Source organism: Herbaspirillum sp. SJZ107, assembly GCF_006715485.1.
In the GTDB taxonomy this organism is placed as follows: Bacteria; Pseudomonadota; Gammaproteobacteria; order Burkholderiales; family Burkholderiaceae_D; genus Telluria.
The window spans coordinates 129189-148303 of the sequence record NZ_VFNH01000004.1 but is presented as its reverse complement, the minus strand read 5'-3'; the positions used below and the strand labels follow the sequence as shown (position 1 = coordinate 148303).

Here is a 19115-nt window from a genome sequence, read left to right as displayed (position 1 = left end):
CTCAGGACATGGCGGAGGCCGCGGCCGGCGCGCCGAGCGCATCCAGCGCCGCCCGCAGGCTTTCCAGGGCGTAGGGCTTGGGTAGAATGTCGGCGCCCGGCACCGCCACCCCGCCATAGCCGCTCGCCAGCAGCACCTTGATATGGGGGAACCGGGCCCGGGCCAGCTGGGCCAGGTCGTCGCCCTGGACGCCGGGCAGCTGCATGTCGGTCAGCAGCAGGTCGATGTCGAGCGACAGCTTGTCCATCGCTTCTTCCGCGCTGGCGACGGCGATCACGCGATGGCCGAGGAATTCGACCATGTCGCGCGTGTTCTCGCGGATGTCGCCGTCGTCCTCGACCAGCAGGATGTGCAGCCCGGCGCCCGCCGCCGGCGGCGCTGCGGCGGGCGGCGGGACCTCGACCGCCGCCGCCTCCGGCAGCTTGCCGGCCGTCTTTTGCTTCTGGTTGGCCAGCACGTGGCGAATCTTGCGCGCCAGGCTCTCCTTCGTGTACGGCTTGCCGATCAGTTCCACGCCGCGGTCGAGGCGGCCGCCGTGCACGATCGCATTCTCGGTATAGCCGGAAGTGAACAGCACCGCCAGCTCCGGCAGGCGCTCCCTGGCCTTGCGCGCAAGTTCCGGGCTACGCAACGGCCCCGGCATCACGACGTCGGTGAACAGCAGGTCGATCGGCACGCCGCTGTCGATCACGGTCAGCGCGGCGCTGGCGTCGCCGGCCTTGAGCACGCGGTAGCCCAGCTCGGTCAGCATCTCGACCACGGTAGCGCGCACCGCATCGTCGTCCTCGGCCACCAGCACGGTCTCGCTGCCGCCGACCACCGGCTGCACGTCCAGCGCCACGTAGGCGTCTTCCGCCTCGCGCGAGCGCGGCAGGTAGAGCTTGATGGTCGTGCCCTCGCCCGGTTCGCTGTAGATCTTGACGTGGCCGCCGGACTGCTTGACCAGGCCATACACCATCGACAGGCCCAGGCCGGTGCCCTTGCCCTCGGCCTTGGTCGAGAAGAAGGGTTCGAAGGCCTGCTGCAACACCTCCGGCGACATGCCGCTGCCGGTGTCGCTGACCGCGATCATCACGTACTGGCCCGGCACCACGTCCGGATGCGTGGCGCAGTAGGCGCTGTCCAGCAGCGCATTGTTGACTTCGATGGTCAGGCGGCGGGTGCCGTCCGCGCAGTGTTCCATGGCATCGCGTGCGTTGATGGCCAGGTTCAGGATCGCGTTCTCGACCTGCGTGACGTCGATCGACGCGCTCCACAGGCCACCCGACATCACGGTCTCGATCTCGATTTCCTCGCCCAGGCTGCGGCGCAGCATGTCTTCCATGCCGGTGATCAGGCGGCTGACCTTGACCACCTTCGGCTCCAGCGGCTGCTTGCGCGCGAAGGCCAGCAGCGAGCTGGCCAGCTTGGCGCCGCGCTGCACGCTGGCCAGCGCGTTCTCGACGCGGCGGCGCGCCACCGGCACGTTGTTGACCTGTGGGGCCAGCAGCTGCAGGTTGCCGGAAATGACCTGCAGCAGGTTGTTGAAATCGTGCGCGACGCCGCCGGTCAGCTTGCCGATCGTTTCCATTTTTTGCGACTGCTGCAGGGCGGCCTCGGTCTTGCGCATGGCCTCGGCCTGCTGCAGGTCGGCGGTGATGTCGCGTCCGATGGCGTGGATGTAGTGCGCGTCCGGCACCGCGGTCCACGACAGCGTGCAGTAGCTGCCGTCCTTGCGCCGGTAGCGGTTCTCGAACCGGTAGACGTGGCTGCCGCCGCTCAGCGAGCCGACCTGCTGGACGGTCGACTGGACGTCGTCCGGATGCACCAGGTCGAGCAGCGAGGTGCCGGTCACGTCCTGTTCGCGCCAGCCCAGGGTCGAGGTGAAGGCCGGGTTCACCGCGCTCAATATGCCGTTGAAGTCGGCCACCAGCATGATGTCCTTGGACAGGCGCCAGATGCGGTCGCGCTCCGCGGTGCGGGTCGAGACCTGCTCTTCCAGCGTGGCGTTCAGGCACACCAGCGCCTGCGCGGTCGACGTCTGTTCCTCGATGTCGGTATTGCTGCCGATCCAGCGGACGACCTTGCCTTCCGGGTCGCGCATCGGCACGGCGCGCACCAGGTGCCAGCGCCAGGCGCCGTCGTGGCGGCGAATGCGGAATTCGACTTCGTAGCCCTCGCCGCTGGCCAGCGATTCGCGCCAGCGCCGGGTCGCCGTGGCGACGTCGTCGGGATGGATGATGGTGCCCCAGCCGTCGCCGTCGAGCGCACCGGCGCGCGCGCCCGAGTATTCGTAGACGCGCTCGTTGAACCAGTCGAGCTGGCCATCGGCCGGCGCGGTCCACACCTGGTGCGGCATCGCCTGTGCGAAGGCGCGGAACTTGGCTTCGCTTTCGCGCAGCGCCGACTCGGCGCGCACCCGTTCGCTGACGTCGGTGCCTTCGACGAAGATGCCGAATACCTTGCCTTGCTCGTCCTTCAGCGGCTGGTAGACGAAGTCGAGGTAACGCACCTCGCCCGGCGTGCCGGCATCCGCTTCGAGCTGGAACGGCGTCGCCTGCCCGGTCACCACGTTGCCGGTCTGGAAGACCTGGTCGAGCATTTCGAAATAGCCCTGGTTGGCCAGCTCGGGCAGCACCTCGCGCGCGGTGCGGCCGGCCCAGGCGCGATCGCCGATCATCTGCCGGTAGGCGGTATTGACCAGGTCGAAGCGGTGCTCGGGACCATTCAGCAGCGCCATGAAGCCGGGCGCCTGTTCGAACATTGCGCCCAGGCGCGCGCGCTCGCCCTGGATGTGGCGCTCGGCGCGCACCTTGGCGGTGGTCTCGACCACGAGGGCGACCACGCCGAGGATGCGGCCGGCCTCGTCGCGCACCGGCGAATAGTCGAGGTTCATCCACGCCGGCTCCGGCTTGCCGTTGCGATGGAGGGTCAGTTCCTGGTCGGTATAGCTGAGGATACCGCCGCCCATGACTACCTTCATCACATTGTCGTTGAAGTCCGCGATCTCTTCCCAGCCTTCGCGCACGCGCGAACCCAGCAGCTGGGGATGGCGGCCGCCGGCGACCACCGAGTAAGCATCGTTGTAGATCATGTAGCCTTCGTCCTGCCACAGCGTGGCGATCGGGACCGGCGAATGCAGGATCATCGCAACCATGGTTTTCACGGCACCCGGCCACGCCTCGATCGGCCCCAGGCCGGTGTCGGCCCAGGGAAAGGTGCGGATCAGTTCTGCGGTCTGGCCGCCGCCGTCGAGGAAGGTCAGTGAATGTGGCATGGGATGTGATATGGACTGCAAGCGAAAAAAGCTATTCTACTTGTTGAGTATGCACCACGGCGCAGCAGACGCAGTACCTGGCGTGCTCAGCCGTTGTGACCGGCGGCGCCATTGTACTTGATCCTCAGCCGCGTATTTACGCGGCTGAGGATCGGCCATGAATTCATGGCTGATGTGACCGGGTAAGCCATCTTTACCTTGCCCTGGCCTATTCCTCGAAACGAATCAGCGGGCGCCTACGCGCCTGCGACCGGCCGCGTGCCAGAATCGACGCTCCAACAGGCTGTTTCCAGGACGGAGGCACAGATGAGGCCGGTTTTCAGAAACCTATTGGCGCTACTTGCGCTCGTGCTCGCACATGCTGGCGGCAGCAGCATCGCGTTTGCGCAAGCGCAGTGGTCTTACCCGGCCGGCAACGGCCTGCAGGCGGTAGCGCATTTTGCGCACCAGGTCACCGGCGTCTCGGTCAGCGAGCGCGGCCGGATTTTCGTGAATTTCCCGCGCTGGACCGAGGACGCCCCGCTGTCGGTGGCGGAAGTCCTGCGCGACGGTTCGCTGCGGCCCTACCCCGACGCCGGCTGGAACGCCTGGCGCAACGTGCGGCGCGACGAACTCGACCCGGCCAGCCACTGGGTCTGCGTGCAGAGCGTGGTCGCCGACGGCCGCGGCAGCCTGTGGGTGGTCGACCCGGCCGCCCCCGGCCTCGACGGCATCGTGCGCGGCGGGCCGAAGCTGGTGCGGATCGACCTCGCCAGCGACCGCGTGGCGCAGGTGATCCGCTTCGGCGAGGACGTCGCGATTCCCGGCTCCTACCTCAACGACGTGCGCTTCTCGGCCGACGGCCGCTACGCCTACCTCACCGATTCCGGGCAGCGCGGCGCGCTGGTGGTGGTCGAACTCGCCAGCGGGACGGCGCGGCGCGTGCTGGACGGCCACCCGTCGACCCAGCCGGAACCGGGCGTGGTGGTCCGTACCGACGGCCGCCCGCTGCGCTACCCGGACGGGCGCCCGGTGCTGTTCGCGGCCGACAGCATCGCCCTGTCGGAAGACGGCTACCTGTACTGGAAACCGCTCACCGGCACCAGGCTGTACCGGATCGCCACCGGCGTACTGGTGACGCGCGGCCTGGCCGGCCAGGACGTGGCGGATGCGGTGCAGCCCTACGGCCGGGTCGGTCCCACCGACGGCTTCTGGATCGGCCGCGGGACCAACACGCTCTTCATTACCGCGATCGAAGACAATGCCGTCAAGGCCCGCGACCTGAGCCAGGGCCCGAATGGCGGCCTGCGCGTGGTGGCCCAGGATCCGCGCCTGCGCTGGCCGGACACCTTCAGCCAGGGACCGGACGGCGCGCTCTACGTTACCACCTCGCGCATCCAGGACTCGGCCTTCTTCCGGCGCGACGCGCCGCTGGCCCTGCCGACGCAGTTGTGGAAACTGAGACCGCCGGCGGCCGGATCGGCGCATTAGGCAGCGGCTTCGGTCTCGGCTTCGGCTTGTGCCGTGGCCGGCTGGCGATGCGCCGTCGCGCAGGTCAGCACGCCGGCCACCAGCAGCACCATGGCCAGGCTTTCGAGCACGGTCGGCCAGCGCTGTTCCCATACAAAGCCGTACAGCAGCGCGAACAGGGTCTCGAACACGATCATCTGCCCGACCATGGTGAGCGGCAGCAGGCGGCTGGCGCGGTTCCACAGCGCGTTGCCGACCACCGAACACAGCAGCGCAACCGCCGCCATGATGGCGCCGAAGCGCAGCCACTCGGCCGGCGCATGGTTGCCCGGCGCCAGCCAGAACGCCGGTACCGCCAGCACCAGCGCCTGCAGGCCGGTGACGACGCCGGTCAGCAGGCTCCACTCGTGGGCCGACACGTGGTCGAGCCGGGCCAGCCAGCGGCTGTTACCGATCGCATACACGGTCCACGACAGCAGCGCGCCGGCCGCGCTCAGCAGGCCGAACAGCGAACCCGGCGCCGACCGCGCCAGCGCTTCCCAGCTGATGCAGACCAGGCCCCCTGCACTCAGGACCAGCGACGGCAGCAGGCGCCGCAGCGCCACTGCATGGTGCGCGCGGCTGCCGACCAGCGTGATCGTCACCGGCAGCAGCCCGATCACCAGCGAGGTCATGGCGACGCCGCCGCCGCGCACGCCGTTCGCCAGGCACACGTAATACAGGATGTTGCCGGTGAAGCTGAGCCAGATCAGCGCGCGCCACTCCTTCCAGCCGAGGGTGGCGGCCAGCCGGCGCCAGGCCGGCGCCACCATCGCCGCGGCGAGCACGCCATAGGCCAGGTAGCGGCCGGCCGACAACTGGATCGGCAGGAAGCCGCGCGTCAGTTCCGGCGTCAGGAACACCAGTCCCCACATGGCGCCGGCCAGGATGCCGGCACCAAGGCCGAATAACAGATTCCGTGATTGCATGTAAAAACACCTCCGAGGCCGGCATTATGCATCCCGGCTGCGGCGGCTTCTTGACCTGCTCTCCTCCTGTCTGGACCGGTTCTCCTGTTCGCCAGCCTGCTCGCCACCTCGCGCGCGCACCTGGCGGCGGTAAGCGGCCGGCGTTTCGCCGCTGGCCTGGCGCATCGCGCGGGTCAGTGCGCTCTGCTCGGAAAAGCCGGCCCGCAGCGCCAGCTCGGCGATCGGCAGGTCGGACTGCGCCAGCAAGGTGCGGGCGCGCGCAAGGCGCTGCGCCAGCAGCCAGGCATGCGGACTGGTATTGAACTCGTCGCGGAACAGCGCATGCAGGCGGCTGACGCTGAGTCCGGCGTTGGCCGCCATCGCGTCGGTGGTCCAGGGCCGGCCCGGATCGGCCTCGATCCGGGCCATCAGCGCGTTCAGGCGGGATAGCGGGCGCGGCGTGTCCAGCGCAAGCGTATCGAGCAGCAGCGGCACCCAGCCCTGCAGCAGCGCCGGTGCCGGCCCCTGCCCGGCCGGCTGCTGCAAGGCCATGATGCCCATGAACTCGACCAGCTTGCGCGCCGCCGCACCCAGTTGCGGAAAGGGCTGCTCGATCAGGCGCCCGGCCGCCTCGGGCGTCACGCTCGCCAGGTCGAGGTCGAGGATGATGGACTGGTTCGGCGCGCTGCTAACCTGCGAATGCCAGGCGCCCGGCGCCACGAAGGCGGCATGCACCGGATCGAGCCGGCCCTGGCTGCCCTCGATCTCGAGCAGCAGCGTGCCGCTCAGCGGCAGCACCAGCTGGGCGAAGTCGTGGCGGTCCGATTCGCGGACCCGGCCGTAGCTGCGCAGGTGGAGGTCGGCGGTGGGTATCGAAGGCATGCGAGAGGTAGCGGACAAGGGGCCACGACAGTGTAGCACCCTGCTCTAGCGCGGCGCTTCAGCCGTCCGGCCGGATATTATGGTTGAAGCGGAACAGATTATCCGGATCGTACTGCCGCTTGACCTGCACCAGCCGATCGTAATTGCCGCCATACGCCTCGCGGATGCGTGCCCCCTCATCCTGCGTCAGGAAATTGATGTACACGCTGCCCGCCGCGAACGGCGCCACCGCCCCGAAGAATTCGCGCGCCCAGTTCACCACCGGGGCATCTTCTTCCGGCGCCAGCCAGCGCCCGTGCACGTTCATCGCGTACAGCACGTCGCGGTGCGGGTAGGCGGTGTCGGCAGGCAGGGGCACGTTGGCGCGGCCGCCGATCAGGCCGAGGAAGATTTCGCAGTGCGGCGTCGGCAACGTGGCGGCGTAGCGCAGTACTGCGTCGATGGCGGCGTCGCTCAGGGCCGTGAAATTGTGCGATTTCCAGTAGTTGCGCGCACCCGGCGCCAGCAGCGGATCGAAGGCCTGCTGCCAGGCCGTGTAGGGAACGGCGCCGACGTGTTCGCCCAGCACCTGGCCGAAGCCGCGCAGCGGCGTGATCCGCGGCAGCGCGGCATCCGGCGCCAGCGGCGAAAACACGGCCAAGGCCACGATCGGTTCGCCGTGCACTTCGGGTGGCAGGAAAGGCAGCGGCGGCGCGCGCCGCAGCACCGCCCAGATCGAGACCTCGTCGGGCAGGCCGTGCACCAGGTCGCGGTAGCGGCGCAGCACCTCGCGCGCCTCGGCGAACGGGAACACGACCAGGCCGGCGGTGACTTCCGGGCCGACCGGGTGCAGCGCGAACTCGAACTCGGTGACCACGCCGAAATTGCCGCCACCGCCGCGGATCGCCCAGAACAGGTCCGGTTCCCGGTCCGGCCCGATGTGGCGGCGGCGGCCGTCGGCGGTGACGATCTCGGCACCTGTCAGGTTATCGACCGTCAGCCCGAGCGTGCGGCTGAGCCAGCCGAAGCCGCCGCCCAGGGTCAGGCCGGCCAGGCCGGTGGTGGAATTGATGCCGGTCGGCGTCGCCAGCCCGTATGCCTGGGTTTCGTGGTCGAGGTCGCGCAGCGTGGCGCCGCCGCCGGCGCGGGCGATGCGCGCGTCGGGGTCGACCCGCACTGTACGCATGGCGGACAGGTCGATGACCAGGCCGTCGTCGCACAAGGCATTGCCGGCAATGTTGTGGCCGCCGCCGCGCACCGCCAGCGGCAGGCCGTGGTTGCGCGCGAAGGCGACCGCCGCCAGCACGTCGGCGGTGCCGCTGCAGCGCGCGATGAAGGCCGGGCGCCGCTCGATCATCGCGTTCCAGATGCTGCGTGCGCCATCGTAGTCCGGGTCGCCCGGTTGCAGCAGCGGTCCCCTGAGTGTGGCCCTGAAGTGCTCGACCACGTCGCTTTTCATGTCCGTCATCGCAGCCTCCGCGAAAATCTGCCCATGCCGTTCTCCCAGCATAGGTCTCGCGGGCGGATGTGCAAGCGTGGTCGGCCTGGCGCGGCGGGTCAGCGCACGAAGTAGCCGGACACCTTCCAGCTGCCGTCCGGCAGGCGCATCGGCACCACGGTCTCGACCGACTGCGGCTTGTTGGCGAAGTCGGTGGCGTACTGGATCACGACGTAGTCGCCGGCCGGCGCGCCCGGCAGCGCGTGCGTGAACGACGCCGATTGCAGCTTGCGCGACTTGACCGCGCCGAGCGGCGCGCGTGTCGAGGCCAGCTCGCCTGTCCAGGCCGGCTCCGTGACCATCGACTGGGCCGCGGGCGCCATCGCATCCCAGCTCTCGCTGCCTTTGCCGGCGTCGGCAATCGCGAGCCAGCGGGTGGCGCTGTCGGTGGCGGCGGCCACGGCGGCGCCGGGATCCTGGGCGTCCTGGGCATGGACGGCAGGGGCCAGCAGCACGGCGCCGGCGAGCAGGACGGCGATCGGTTTGTTCATGGCGGCCTTTCAAGAGAAGAGGACCTCGTCAGGATAGCACCGCGCTCAACGGCTGTCAGTGCCGTCGTCGGGCCATGTGTCAGAGCCGCGCCAGGCGTCCGCCGTCCACCCGCATCGCGTCGCCGCAGACGAAGCGCGCATCGTCGCCGAGCAGGAAGGCGATGGCGGCGGCGATGTCGTCCGGCGTACCGACGTCGGCCTTGTCGATGACCTCGGTGCCGTTGCGGACGTTCGGGTTGTCCCACAACATCGGCGTATCGACCGCCCCCGGCAGCACCGCATTCACGCGGATGCCCTTCGGCTTGCCTTCCAGCGCCGCCGAACGGGTCAGCGACAGCAGCGCGGCCTTGGCTGCGGCATAGGGTGCGACCAGGGGCTCGGTCTCGACCGCATGCACGCTCGACACGTTGACGACCGCCCCGCCCCCCTCCATCTTGAGGAAGGCCTGCTTGATGAAGAAGAACGCGCCCAGCAGGTCGACGCCGAGGACGCTGTGCCAGTCGTCGGCGACCTGTTCCTCGAGCTTCTTGAAGGTCATCAGGCCGGCATTGTTGACGACCTGGTTCCAGTGGCCGAAGCGGGCGATGGTGGCGTCCACCGCGGCCATGACCTGGTCTTCGTGCGACACGTCGCAGGCAATGGTGGCGATGCGGGCCGGGTCGGCATCCTGCGCCAGCCTGGCGGCGGCCTCGTCCAGCTTGTCGAGGTGGCGGCCGACCAGCATCACGGCGCCGCCGTCGCGCAGCAGGCGGCGCACGACGGCCAGGCCGATGCCGCCGGCGGCGCCGGTCACGATCGCGACATGTTGCGGTTGATCCTGGGGCATAGTGGTTCCTGTCGGGTTGTGCGGAACTGCCAGCATAGACGAAAGCGGCCGAAGACCGCGTCCGCTCTGGTATTGCAGTGCGCCGGTCTGCGACAATGCCGGCTTCATCCTGTTCCGGCAATGCCTCCGATGGCCCTTCCTCTCGTCACCGCTTTCATCAACTTCGGCCTGGGCGCCGCCCTCGGCGTGGCCGGCGGCCTGCTCGGCATCGGCGGCGGCCTGATCGCGATTCCGGTGCTCGGCTACCTGTACGGCATGGACCAGCACCTGGCCCAGGGCACGGCGCTGGTCATGATCGCGCCCAACGTGCTGCTCGGCTTCTGGCGCTACCACCAGCGCAACCGCATCGACCTGCGCTCGGTGGCATCGATTGCCGTGTTCTCGATGGTGACGACCTACCTGGCCGCACGCCTCGCCACCGGCATCGACGCCGGCCAACTGCGCATCGCCTTTGCCGTGTTCCTGATCCTGCTGGCGCTGTATTTCGGGCGCCGGCCGAAGGGCACGACCGGGACTGTGGACGCCCCGGCGAAGCCGATGCCGCGTGCGGCACTGCCGGTGCTGGGCGTGTTCAGCGGTGCGATGTCGGGCATCTTCACCGTCGGCGGCGGCCTGATCGTGGTGCCGGCGCTGGTCAGCCTGTTCGGCGAAAAGCAGACGCGCGCCCAGGGCATGGGACTGGCGCTGGCGGCGCCGGGTGCCCTGATTGCGCTGGTCGCGTATGCACAGGGCGGCCACGTCGACTGGCAGGTCGGCCTGCCGATGGCGGTGGGCGGGGTGCTGAGCGTGTCGTGGGGCGTGGCGCTGGCGCACCGGTTTTCGGCGGCGCGCCTGCGCATGTGCTTCAGTGTGGTGTTGCTGGGGACGGCGGTGATGATGCTGGTGAGTTAAATCCGCTGATCGAACACCTGCCGCAAATAAGCGATGAACGTCTCGTCGGTACTGAACCCCTTGCCCGGCGAATCCGACAGCTTGGCTACCGCCTGCCCGTTGCAGCGCACCAGCTTCATCACGATGTTGATCGGATCGAACTGGGTGTCGTTGGTCAGCTTGGTACCGATACCGAAGCCGGTCTGCACGCGGTCGGCGAAGTGGCGGTACAGGTTGAGCGCCTTGGGCACCGTCAGCGCATCGGAAAACACCAGGCGCTTGGTGCGGGCGTCGATGCGCAGCTTGGCGTAGTGGGCGATCGCCTTTTCGCCCCACTCGACCGGGTCGCCGGAATCGTGGCGCAGGCCGTCGAACAGCTTGGCGAAATACAGGTCGAAGTCGCGCAGGAAGGCGTCCATGCCGACCACGTCGGTCAGGGCGGTGCCGAGGTCGCCGCGGTATTCCATGACCCAGTCTTCCAGCGCCTTCTTCTGGAAGTCGCGCAGGCGCACGTCGAAGGACTGGAAGGCCTGCATGTATTCGTGGGCCATGGTGCCGATCGGGACCAGTTTCAGCTTCTTGGCCAGGTAGACGTTCGAGGTGCCGCGGAAGAATTGCGGCAGCTCGCGCGCCAGGGTAGCGACGACTTCCTCGTGCCACACGCCCGAGAAGCGGCGGCGCACGCCGAAGTCGAAGAATTCGAAGGGATTCAGGCGTTTCGGTTCCTGGTCGAAGGCACGCCATTCGTCGATCTTCTGCGCCAGGCGCTTGCGCGCTTCGAGCATGGCCGCTTCCTGGTCGAAGCGGCGGAAATACAGTTCGTTGACGATGTAGAGGACGAAGATCTCGAAGCCCATCACGTGCACGATCGGACCGCTGGCGCGGATGCGCAGGTGTTCGCCTTCGGCTTCGACGTGGATGAACTTGCGCTGGAAGCGGAACAGGGTCAGGAAGTCGGCGAAATCGCTCTTGATGAAGCGCAGCGAGCGCAAGTAGTCGATCTCGTCTTCGCTGAACATCAGCGTGCACAGGTGGTCCAGTTCGCGCTCGACTTCCTCCTTCAGTTCGGCCAGCGGATAGGCCGGCGTATTGCGGCACTTGAATTCATAATCCCCGACCGCGTTCGGGTGCATGTGCAGGAAGGCCTGCCACATCGTGAATTTGTAAAGGTCGGTTTCGAGCAGGCTGCGGACGACGGGGGTCATGGCGGACTTTCTTGTTCGTGTGCTGGTATCAAACGCTGGCGACGTCGGCCTTCTTCCTGGCCCGGCGCTTCGGCGCGAGCATCGTGCCGCTGCAGGCGGGCGTGCCGCAACGGCATTCGAACAGGCGCTTCAGGGCCGGCGTGTGGCGTTCGTCGTAGATCAGGGCGTAATTGTAGTTCAGCTCCTCGCCGGCCGCGATATCGCGCATCGCGTGGATATACACCTTGCCGTCGTCCTCGAAGGCCTGGCAGTTCGGTTCGCAGGCGTGGTTGATCCAGCGCGCATCGTTGCCGCGCTTGCCGCCATCGATCACGCGGCCGTCGGCCAGGCTGAAATAAAAGGTGTGGTTGACCGGACCGCCGCGTTCCTCGGCGCGCTGGGTGGCCTGGTCCCAGGTGATGCGTTCGCCGCGGTATTCGATGATGCGCTCCCCGGCCCGGATGTCGTGCAGGGCGAACACGCCGTTGCCGTGGACCGGGGACTTCCTGACTTCATACAGTTGCGGTGCTGCCGTTTTTGCGGATGGGCTCATGGGCGGGCGGATGGGCAAGGTCGAGGGTCGTTGAGAATGAACACTGTCCCTATTATTGCCCAAATTGCAGCACCGGTGCCACACCGAACCTTGCACAAGCGATTTGAACGTGATCGTCAACTCGCCGGCTGCGCAGGCTCACTGGCCGCCCTGCCCGATATGCTTCTGCAGGAACTTCTCGACCCGGCCCCAGAAATCCAGGCGCGTCTCGACCAGGGTCCAGCCGTGCCCTTCCTCCTGGTACACGACCCATTCGACGTTCTTGTTGGTCTGCCGGACCGCGTCGTAGAACTTGCGGCCGTGATAGAGCGGCACCCGCTGGTCGGCGCCGCCGTAGGCCAGCAGCAGCGGCTGGGTGATGCGCGCCGCCTGCTTCAGCGGCGAGGTGGCCGCGAACTGGGCCGCATCCTGCACCGGGTCGCCGATCAGCTTCGGCATGCCGTAGCGCTTGTAGGCACCGGACAGGTCGTCGGCGCGGCTCCAGTGCCCGGTGTACATCAACTCGATATCGGTGACCCCGGCCCAGTCAATGCCGCAGCGGTACAGCTGCGGATCGCGGATCAGCCCCATCAGCGTCGCATAGCCGCCATAGCTGGCGCCGGCGATGCAGATGCGCTGCGGATCGGCGATGCCCTCGGCGATCGCCCAGCGCGTGGCGTCGGCGATATCGTCCTGCATCGCCAGCCCCCACTGCTTCCAGCCGCCGTGGAAGTGGGCGGCGCCGTAACCGGTGCTGCCGCGGTATTCCGGCTCCAGCACGACGTAGCCGCGCGAGGCCAGGAACTGGCTGTCGGCGTTCCAGCGCCAATCGTTGCCGCGCACGTAGGGACCGCCGTGCACCAGCACCACCATCGGCAGCTTCTTGCCGCTAGTCCTGGCCGGCAGCGTGACCCAGGTCGGAATGGTGCGGCCGTCGCGCGCGGTGGCCTGGACCAGCGCCTGCGGCCCCATCCGCGCCGCCGCGATCGCCGGACGGCTCTCGCCGACCTTCGTGAGTTTGCCGGTATCGCGGTTGTACAGCATGAAGACCGGCGGCTGGCGGTCGGACCAGGATTCGACCAGCAAGAACGGCGTGATCGAGCGTACCGCAACGCTGAGGGCGTTCACGCGCCCGGGCAGCAGCTTGTCGACGGCTTCCTGCGCCTTTTTCATGGCCGGATCGAACCAGGCCACGGCCTCGGTGTCGATGGTGTAGCGCACGCCGAGCAGGCGGGTGGCATCAAGCACCAGCTCGCCGCTGAAGTCGTATTGTTCCAGGTCGACCAACGGCGTCGCGGCCACCTTGCCGGCCCCGAGGTCGTAGGCGAACAGCGCGCTCTTGTCGCGCTTGCCGTAGCTGCTCACGTACAGCGTGCCGTCGGGCGCGAAGCCGACCGGCGTGAGTGCATCCTCGCTGCGCAGGAAGGCGTCGCTGTCCGCCAGCTTGCGCCACTGGCCAGTCTTGGGGTCGAGGTAATGCAGCACTTCGCGGTTGTCCTCGACCGTGGTCACCAGCGCCGGCCGGCCCTTGGCGTCGAGCCACCATTGGCGCGTCCAGCGCGGCGCCTTCACCGTCTCGTTGGCACCGTTCAGGGTATTCAGCCGGACCAGCCGGACCTCGTCGATGCCCTCGTCGCGCGAGAAGTTGACCGTCATCACATACACCCAGTCGGAATCCTGGGCGCCGGGTTGACGCAGCAGATAGGTATTCCAGGGCATTTTTTCGCGTTCGAGGACGGTCGCGTCCTTGACCCAGGGATCGAAGGTCTCGACCAGCTGGCGCCGCACGCTGCCATCCGCATTCACCGCGAACAGCCCCGGCGCGTAGCGCTCCTTGCCCGGCGCGGTGGTCTTGTCGCGCGAATCGTAGACTAGGCGGCCGTTGTTGACCCACTCGAAATAGCCGACGTCGGCATCCCGGAAGGTGGCCACCACCTTGATCGCATTGTCGGCCAGGTCGATCACGCCGAGCTGGTCGTGCCCGCTCTCGTTATTCACCAGCATGGCCAGGCGCTTGCCGTCCGGCGACAGCTTGGCGCCGCTCACGCCGGGATTGCCGAAGAAGGCCGTCAGCGGAATCGGGGCGTCGGCGGCCTGGGTTGCCTGGGCGAAGACAATCAAGGTCAGCATCAATGGCAAGATCTGGCGGCAAGCCGAAACGCCACGAAACAGGGATGCTTTGCACATAATGGACAGTCCTGTGGACAGAAGGCCAATTATGGTAGCGCAAGGTAAATATTTAAGCTACTGCAATAATTGGCGAGAATCTCGGTGTATTCAACATCGCCACATACCGTTCGTTACGCTTACGAACCGAGCACCTTATTTTTTTCTGCCGTACCTGGATAGCTCTTCGCGTATTCCGAAAAAGTCTGCCAACTCGTTCGGGGTCGTCCCGCCCTTAGTCATGCGGCATGCAACACCTCTGATATACCCAATCACTTTCACCATATCCGTGGGCGACTTTCCTAATTTCCGCCGATCTCCGGGCATGTTCATGAGCACCTCTGCACAAGCACGGACAAAGGCCGCTTGATTGGGGAATTGGTGAGCCGACATATCAAAAGAAACAGTCCAGTCATCACAGTGTTTCTTTCGAGATATCGCCTTGACATGCACGACGCGCGTCCGCGGTGGAGGCTCCGTGAGTCCAATTGCCACCAGCAATTCGTCGTTGGTCGGTGACGAACTCATCTTCCTTAATCGAGCTTTTATTGCGGAGACGGAGTGACCTTTTCTCTGGTACTTCCGGGCGAGCGCATTGTAGCCAAGTTCAACCGGTTCTTTCTCTCCAGGCAAAAATACCCGGACAGGCTTTTCACGTTCCTGAGCAGTTTTAAGATGTGCAATAATCTCTTGTGGCTGCATCTGACTGATGTTTGGACGAATCTGGTCTAGCCGCCAGCGAAGAGTTGAGTCAGCTATGCCAAACAATTTCGCCGCTTCGCCAATCGATACTGTTTTACCAGAATCCTCCGGATGCGGGATAATGCGGACCTTCTCTACACTAGCAAGTTCTTGTGTGCGCTTTTGCCTGTACTCGCGTGATCGTGCCGTCCCCAGGTTCTCGCCGGATGCCTTGGCTTTCTTGCTCAGCACAGTTTTTCGAAAATCTTCCCGAGGTTCCAGCTCCAAGGCCTCGGCGAGAGTCCAAGGTTGGCTTCCTTTGTAATTCATGCGGGCACGCACTCTTCCGTAATATCTCCTAAATTCTGTTTCTTCAGTAATATTATGAAATAGTGCGACTGCTTCGATCGCACTCGTAATACTCGTAAATTCTCTTGTCGTATCGCCGAGAAAAATTTCACATGGTTTTGCATTGGAAGGCCCGCCAGCGCTTGAACCTCCACGCATCAAGTTATAGCCGGACGGGGCCATTGTCCCTAATTTTTCTATCCAATGCGCTTCACCTTGTAGCATGTTTTGCACTGATGAATATGTTTCGAGTTCTTGGATCTCGAAATCTGTCATCAACCGCTCCCCTTTCGGGTCGTCACTTAAGTGTTGACGTATTGCGAAACCAAGGGAAAATGGCGATAACCCCTGCGTTTTTTTGCGTGTGCTTTCGTTGAAATGTGCGTTAAGCCGGTCTGTCAATGTTCGCCGAGTGACACCGACGTATAGCTTTTCGTTCTGGTTACCAATGCGGTGGGTGATGCTATAGACGGTATAGGCCATGACTGGAAAAGGACAATGCGTTAATTTAGTTTGTCTAATAAGACGTCAGCCGTCAACGTCTTCTTCACGATACTCGGTCTCGCGCCTGCCACCCGCCGCCTCGGCCTTGCGCAATTCCACGCGCCGGATCTTGCCCGAAATCGTCTTCGGCAGCTCGGCGAATTCCAGCCGCCGGATGCGTTTATACGGCGACAGCCGCTCGCGCGTAAAGGCAAAGATGGCGGCGGCCAGTTCGCGCGTCGGTTCCACGCCGGGACGCAGCGCGATGAAGGCCTTGGGCACCGACAGGCGCAGCGGGTCGGGGCTGGGCACGATGGCCGCTTCCAGCACGTCCGGGTGCTCGATCAGCACGCTCTCGAGTTCGAAGGGGCTGATGCGGTAGTCGGAAGACTTGAACACGTCGTCGTTGCGGCCGACGTAGAAATAGTAGCCGTCCGCGTCGACCGTGGCGCTGTCGCCGGTGTGGTAGCGGCCGGCGCGCATCACGTCCGCGGTCTTGGCCTCGTCGCCCTCGTAGCACAGCATCAGGCCGAGCGGTCTCGGGTCGGTCACGATGGCGATCTCGCCCTCGGCGGCCGGCTGGTCGTCGGCGTCCAGCAGTTCGATGCGGTAGCCCGGCAGCGGCCGCCCCATCGATCCCGGCTTGACAAGCTGGCCCGGCGAATTGCCGACCTGGCAGGTAGTCTCGGACTGGCCGTAGCCGTCGCGGATGCGGATGCCCCAGGCACGCTCGACCTGCTCGATCACTTCGGGGTTCAGCGGTTCCCCTGCCCCGACCAGTTCGCGCAGCGGCGGCTGCCAGGCGCGCAGGTCTTCCTTGATCATCATGCGCCACACGGTCGGCGGCGCACACAGCGAGGTGACGCCGCAGCGCACGATGGTGTCGAGGCAGGCGCGCGCCGAGAAGCGTTCGTAGTTGTAGACGAAGACGGTGGCGCCGGCGTTCCACGGCGCGAAGAAGCAGCTCCAGGCATGCTTGGCCCAGCCGGGCGAGCTGATGTTCCAGTGGACGTCGCCGCGCTGCAGGCCGATCCAGTACATGGTCGACAGGTGGCCGACCGGGTAGCTCTGGTGGCTGTGCAGCACCAGCTTCGGCTTGGCGGTGGTGCCGGAGGTGAAGTACAGCAGCAAAGGATCGCTGGCTTTGGTCACGCCGTCCGGCGTGTAGCCTTGCGCGGCCTCGCGGCTGTCGTCGAAATCGCGCCAGCCGTCCGCAGTGCCGCCGACCGCGATCCGGGTGTAGTCGCCCTCCAGCGACGCGAACTTGTGCGTCTCGGAGGTTTGCGCGATCACGTGGCGGATCTGCCCGCGCGCCATGCGGTCCTCGAGGTCGGCCGTGGACACCAGCATCGTGGTCGGCACCAGCACCGCGCCCAGCTTGATCCCGGCCAGCATGATTTCCCACAGCTCGACGCGGTTCGGCAGCATGAGGAGAATGCGGTCGCCGCGGCCGACGCCGCAGTCGCGCAGCCAGTTGGCCACCTGGGACGAGCGGGCGGCCATCTCCGCGTAGCTGATCTTGCGTTCGCTGCCGTCTTCCTCGACCACCCACAGGGCCGCTGTCGCGTTGTCCTGCGCCTGGATGTCGAAGTAGTCGAGCGCCCAGTTGAACTCAGTCAGTTCGGGCGCGCGGTAGTCGCGGTAGGCGCTGTCGTAGTCGGTGCGGTGCTGCTGGAGGAAATCGCGCGCGGCCAAGAAGCGCGCGCCCGGGGTTGCTGCGGCCATGGTTGTCTCCTGTGCGTGGTGGCGTGAGCGGTATGTTTCCGCTCTACGGTTTGGTTCTCACCATTCTGCCACGGCGGCAGACGCACAGGTGCCATTCATTCGCGCCGCAGCGCCGTTACCTTCATCTCGTCCTGGGGCTGCAGCATGTCGATCACGCGGCAGTCGCCGCACATCTTCATGCGGTCGAGGTTGCCGGCAAAGGCCGGATGCGAGGCCAGGCGCGCCAGCATGCCCTCGATCATGCGCAGCGTGCCGAAGGGCTTGCTGCAGCGGATGCAGTGGAAGGGCTGGGTTTCGTTGAGCAGCACTGCCTGCTTGCGCGACTCGGAGAAGGAGAGGCGCGGCACCAGCGCGATCGCGTTTTCCGGGCAGGTGTCGGCGCACAGGCCGCACTGCACGCAATTCTTTTCGATGAAACGCAGCTGCGGCGCGTTCTGTCCGTCCTGCAGGGCCGAGGCGGGGCAAGCGCCGACGCAGGCCATGCACAGGCTGCAGGTGTCGCGGTTCAGCGCCAGTGCGCCGAAAGGGGCGCCCGCGGCCAGCGGGATTGCGGGAACCTGCTGCGGCGCGTGGCGGTACAGGTGGTCGAGGGCGTAATCCAGCGTGTTACGCTTGTCCGCGGCGATGTTGTAGCCGGCCCGTTGCGCCGGCACCTCGCCGCGCGGGGCGTGCTGCAAGGCCAGCCCCAGCTCGGCAGGGCTGCTCACCCGCAGCAGCTGCAAATGCGGTCCGGCGTAACCCAGGCCATCCATCACCTGCTGCGCGAACTGCATCTGCTGGTCGAGTGCGGCCGTGTACTGCGGCGCGTCGTCGTCGGTCATGAGCACGGTCACGCCGCTGGCGCCGTAAGCCAGCGCGGTCAGCCAGACCTCGATCCCGGTCGATGCGGTGTGGTGCAGCGCCACCGGCAGCACGCGCGCAGGCACCGGCTCCGGCAGGTTCGCCAGCAGGTGGCCGCCGGATTCGCTGTGGAGCAGCACCACCGGTTCGCTGCCCTCGACCTCGTAATAGGCCTGCAGCAGCGCCTTCAGGCGGCTGCCGGTGTGCTGGGGCGCCGGGTAGGCGTAGGTCATGGCGCCGGTCGGGCACACGGTCGAGCAGGCGCCGCAGCCGGCGCACAGGTAGGGATTGACCTTGACCAGGTTGCCCGCGCCTTCGATCGCACCGGCCGAGCACACGTCGATGCAGGCATTGCAGCCGGTACGTGCGTTGCGGCTGTGGGCGCACAGGCGCTCTTTATAGGCGAAGTACTTCGGCTTTTCGAAGTCGCCCACCATGTCCGTCAGCGCCTCGAGCGCGGCGCCGCGTGCGGCCTCGTCCAGGCCGGGCGCGTAGTAGCCGTGCGGCTTCTGGTGCGCAGCGATCTGCGGCGTGGCGCCGAGGTCCAGCACCAGGTCGAAGCGTTCCTGCTGGGGTGGCTGTCCCGGCGCCTGCCAGGTGGCGTGGAAGGCGCCCAGCCAGCCGCTCAGCACCAGGCCGCGGACCTGGAATACCGGGTAGATGCGCAGGCTGGGGCGTTCTCCGGCTGGCGCGCCGTCGGCGGCATCGGTCAGCAGCACGGTCACCGGCAGCGCCGCGGCCAGGCGGTCGGCCTGGGGCAGCACGTCGCGTGCGGCGCCGATGATCAGGGTCTTGCCGGCCGAGCGGTAGCCGACGCTGTCGATCGCCTCGGGCATGCCCTGCGCATCGAGTGCAACGATGGCGGCGACCTTGGCCAGCGCGTTGCGGCGCTCCTGCTCCGGGTCGGCGCCCTGTCCTTCGATAAAGCGGATATTCATTCTGTCTCTGGTTCAGGTGG

Annotated in this window: 14 protein-coding genes; 2 read left to right on the top strand and 12 right to left on the bottom strand. The window is 66.6% G+C overall.

Translation table 11 applies throughout. The features are described 5' to 3' along the window. Window position 1 precedes the first annotated feature (1 nt). Window positions 2-3256: a PAS domain S-box protein gene (locus tag FBX97_RS23770; RefSeq protein WP_141837365.1), complete on the bottom strand. Its 3255-nt coding sequence runs from the start codon at window positions 3254-3256 to the stop codon at window positions 2-4. 348 nt (window positions 3257-3604) lie between these two features. Between FBX97_RS23770 and FBX97_RS23765 the strand changes: the two genes are divergently transcribed. Beyond that, complete coding sequence (locus tag FBX97_RS23765; RefSeq protein WP_255517615.1) at window positions 3605-4726, top strand: major royal jelly family protein; 1122 nt, start codon at window positions 3605-3607, stop codon at window positions 4724-4726. On the opposite strand, the gene FBX97_RS23760 is transcribed toward FBX97_RS23765, so the two are convergent. The 5 genes from FBX97_RS23760 to FBX97_RS23740 all read right to left on the bottom strand — a co-directional run bounded on the left by FBX97_RS23760 (window position 4723) and on the right by FBX97_RS23740 (window position 9328). After that, the gene (locus FBX97_RS23760) at window positions 4723-5673 is read right to left on the bottom strand and encodes a DMT family transporter (protein ID WP_141837361.1); all 951 of its coding nucleotides are present in this window, start codon (window positions 5671-5673) and stop codon (window positions 4723-4725) included. The two genes, FBX97_RS23765 and FBX97_RS23760, sit on opposite strands and share 4 nt — an antisense overlap. A gap of 24 nt (window positions 5674-5697) precedes the next feature. Beyond that, a complete protein-coding gene (locus FBX97_RS23755; protein ID WP_141837359.1) occupies window positions 5698-6534 on the bottom strand; it encodes an AraC family transcriptional regulator in 837 nt (278 codons plus the stop codon). Between the two features lie 58 nt (window positions 6535-6592). After that, the gene (locus FBX97_RS23750) at window positions 6593-7981 is read right to left on the bottom strand and encodes an FAD-binding oxidoreductase (protein ID WP_141837357.1); all 1389 of its coding nucleotides are present in this window, start codon (window positions 7979-7981) and stop codon (window positions 6593-6595) included. Window positions 7982-8070: 89 nt separating this feature from the next. Then, window positions 8071-8502, bottom strand: coding sequence for a DUF4019 domain-containing protein (locus FBX97_RS23745; protein WP_141837355.1), 432 nt, complete (start codon window positions 8500-8502; stop codon window positions 8071-8073). Between the two features lie 79 nt (window positions 8503-8581). Next, the gene (locus FBX97_RS23740) at window positions 8582-9328 is read right to left on the bottom strand and encodes an SDR family NAD(P)-dependent oxidoreductase (protein ID WP_141837354.1); all 747 of its coding nucleotides are present in this window, start codon (window positions 9326-9328) and stop codon (window positions 8582-8584) included. A 129-nt stretch (window positions 9329-9457) separates the two neighbouring features. Between FBX97_RS23740 and FBX97_RS23735 the strand changes: the two genes are divergently transcribed. Continuing rightward, entirely contained in the window at window positions 9458-10219 is a 762-nt protein-coding gene (locus tag FBX97_RS23735; protein WP_141837352.1) for a sulfite exporter TauE/SafE family protein, read from the top strand. On the opposite strand, the gene pncB is transcribed toward FBX97_RS23735, so the two are convergent. From pncB to FBX97_RS23705, 6 genes are all read right to left on the bottom strand, one after another. Further along, on the bottom strand, window positions 10216-11403 hold the full coding sequence (pncB, locus tag FBX97_RS23730) for a nicotinate phosphoribosyltransferase (protein ID WP_141837350.1): 1188 nt from the start codon (window positions 11401-11403) through the stop codon (window positions 10216-10218). The genes FBX97_RS23735 and pncB overlap by 4 nt on opposite strands. 28 nt (window positions 11404-11431) lie before the next feature. Further along, the gene (locus FBX97_RS23725) at window positions 11432-11935 is read right to left on the bottom strand and encodes an SET domain-containing protein (RefSeq protein WP_141837348.1); all 504 of its coding nucleotides are present in this window, start codon (window positions 11933-11935) and stop codon (window positions 11432-11434) included. Window positions 11936-12073: 138 nt separating this feature from the next. Next, on the bottom strand, window positions 12074-14044 hold the full coding sequence (locus FBX97_RS23720) for a prolyl oligopeptidase family serine peptidase (RefSeq protein WP_141837345.1): 1971 nt from the start codon (window positions 14042-14044) through the stop codon (window positions 12074-12076). Between the two features lie 192 nt (window positions 14045-14236). Further along, window positions 14237-15592, bottom strand: a complete 1356-nt coding sequence (locus tag FBX97_RS23715; protein WP_141837343.1) for a GIY-YIG nuclease family protein — start codon at window positions 15590-15592, stop codon at window positions 14237-14239. 45 nt (window positions 15593-15637) lie between these two features. Beyond that, the gene (locus FBX97_RS23710) at window positions 15638-17317 is read right to left on the bottom strand and encodes an AMP-binding protein (protein ID WP_141837341.1); all 1680 of its coding nucleotides are present in this window, start codon (window positions 17315-17317) and stop codon (window positions 15638-15640) included. A gap of 95 nt (window positions 17318-17412) precedes the next feature. Beyond that, window positions 17413-19095 (bottom strand): 4Fe-4S binding protein, encoded by a 1683-nt coding sequence (locus tag FBX97_RS23705; protein ID WP_141837340.1) that lies wholly within the window; start codon window positions 19093-19095, stop codon window positions 17413-17415. Window positions 19096-19115: the final 20 nt, after the last annotated feature.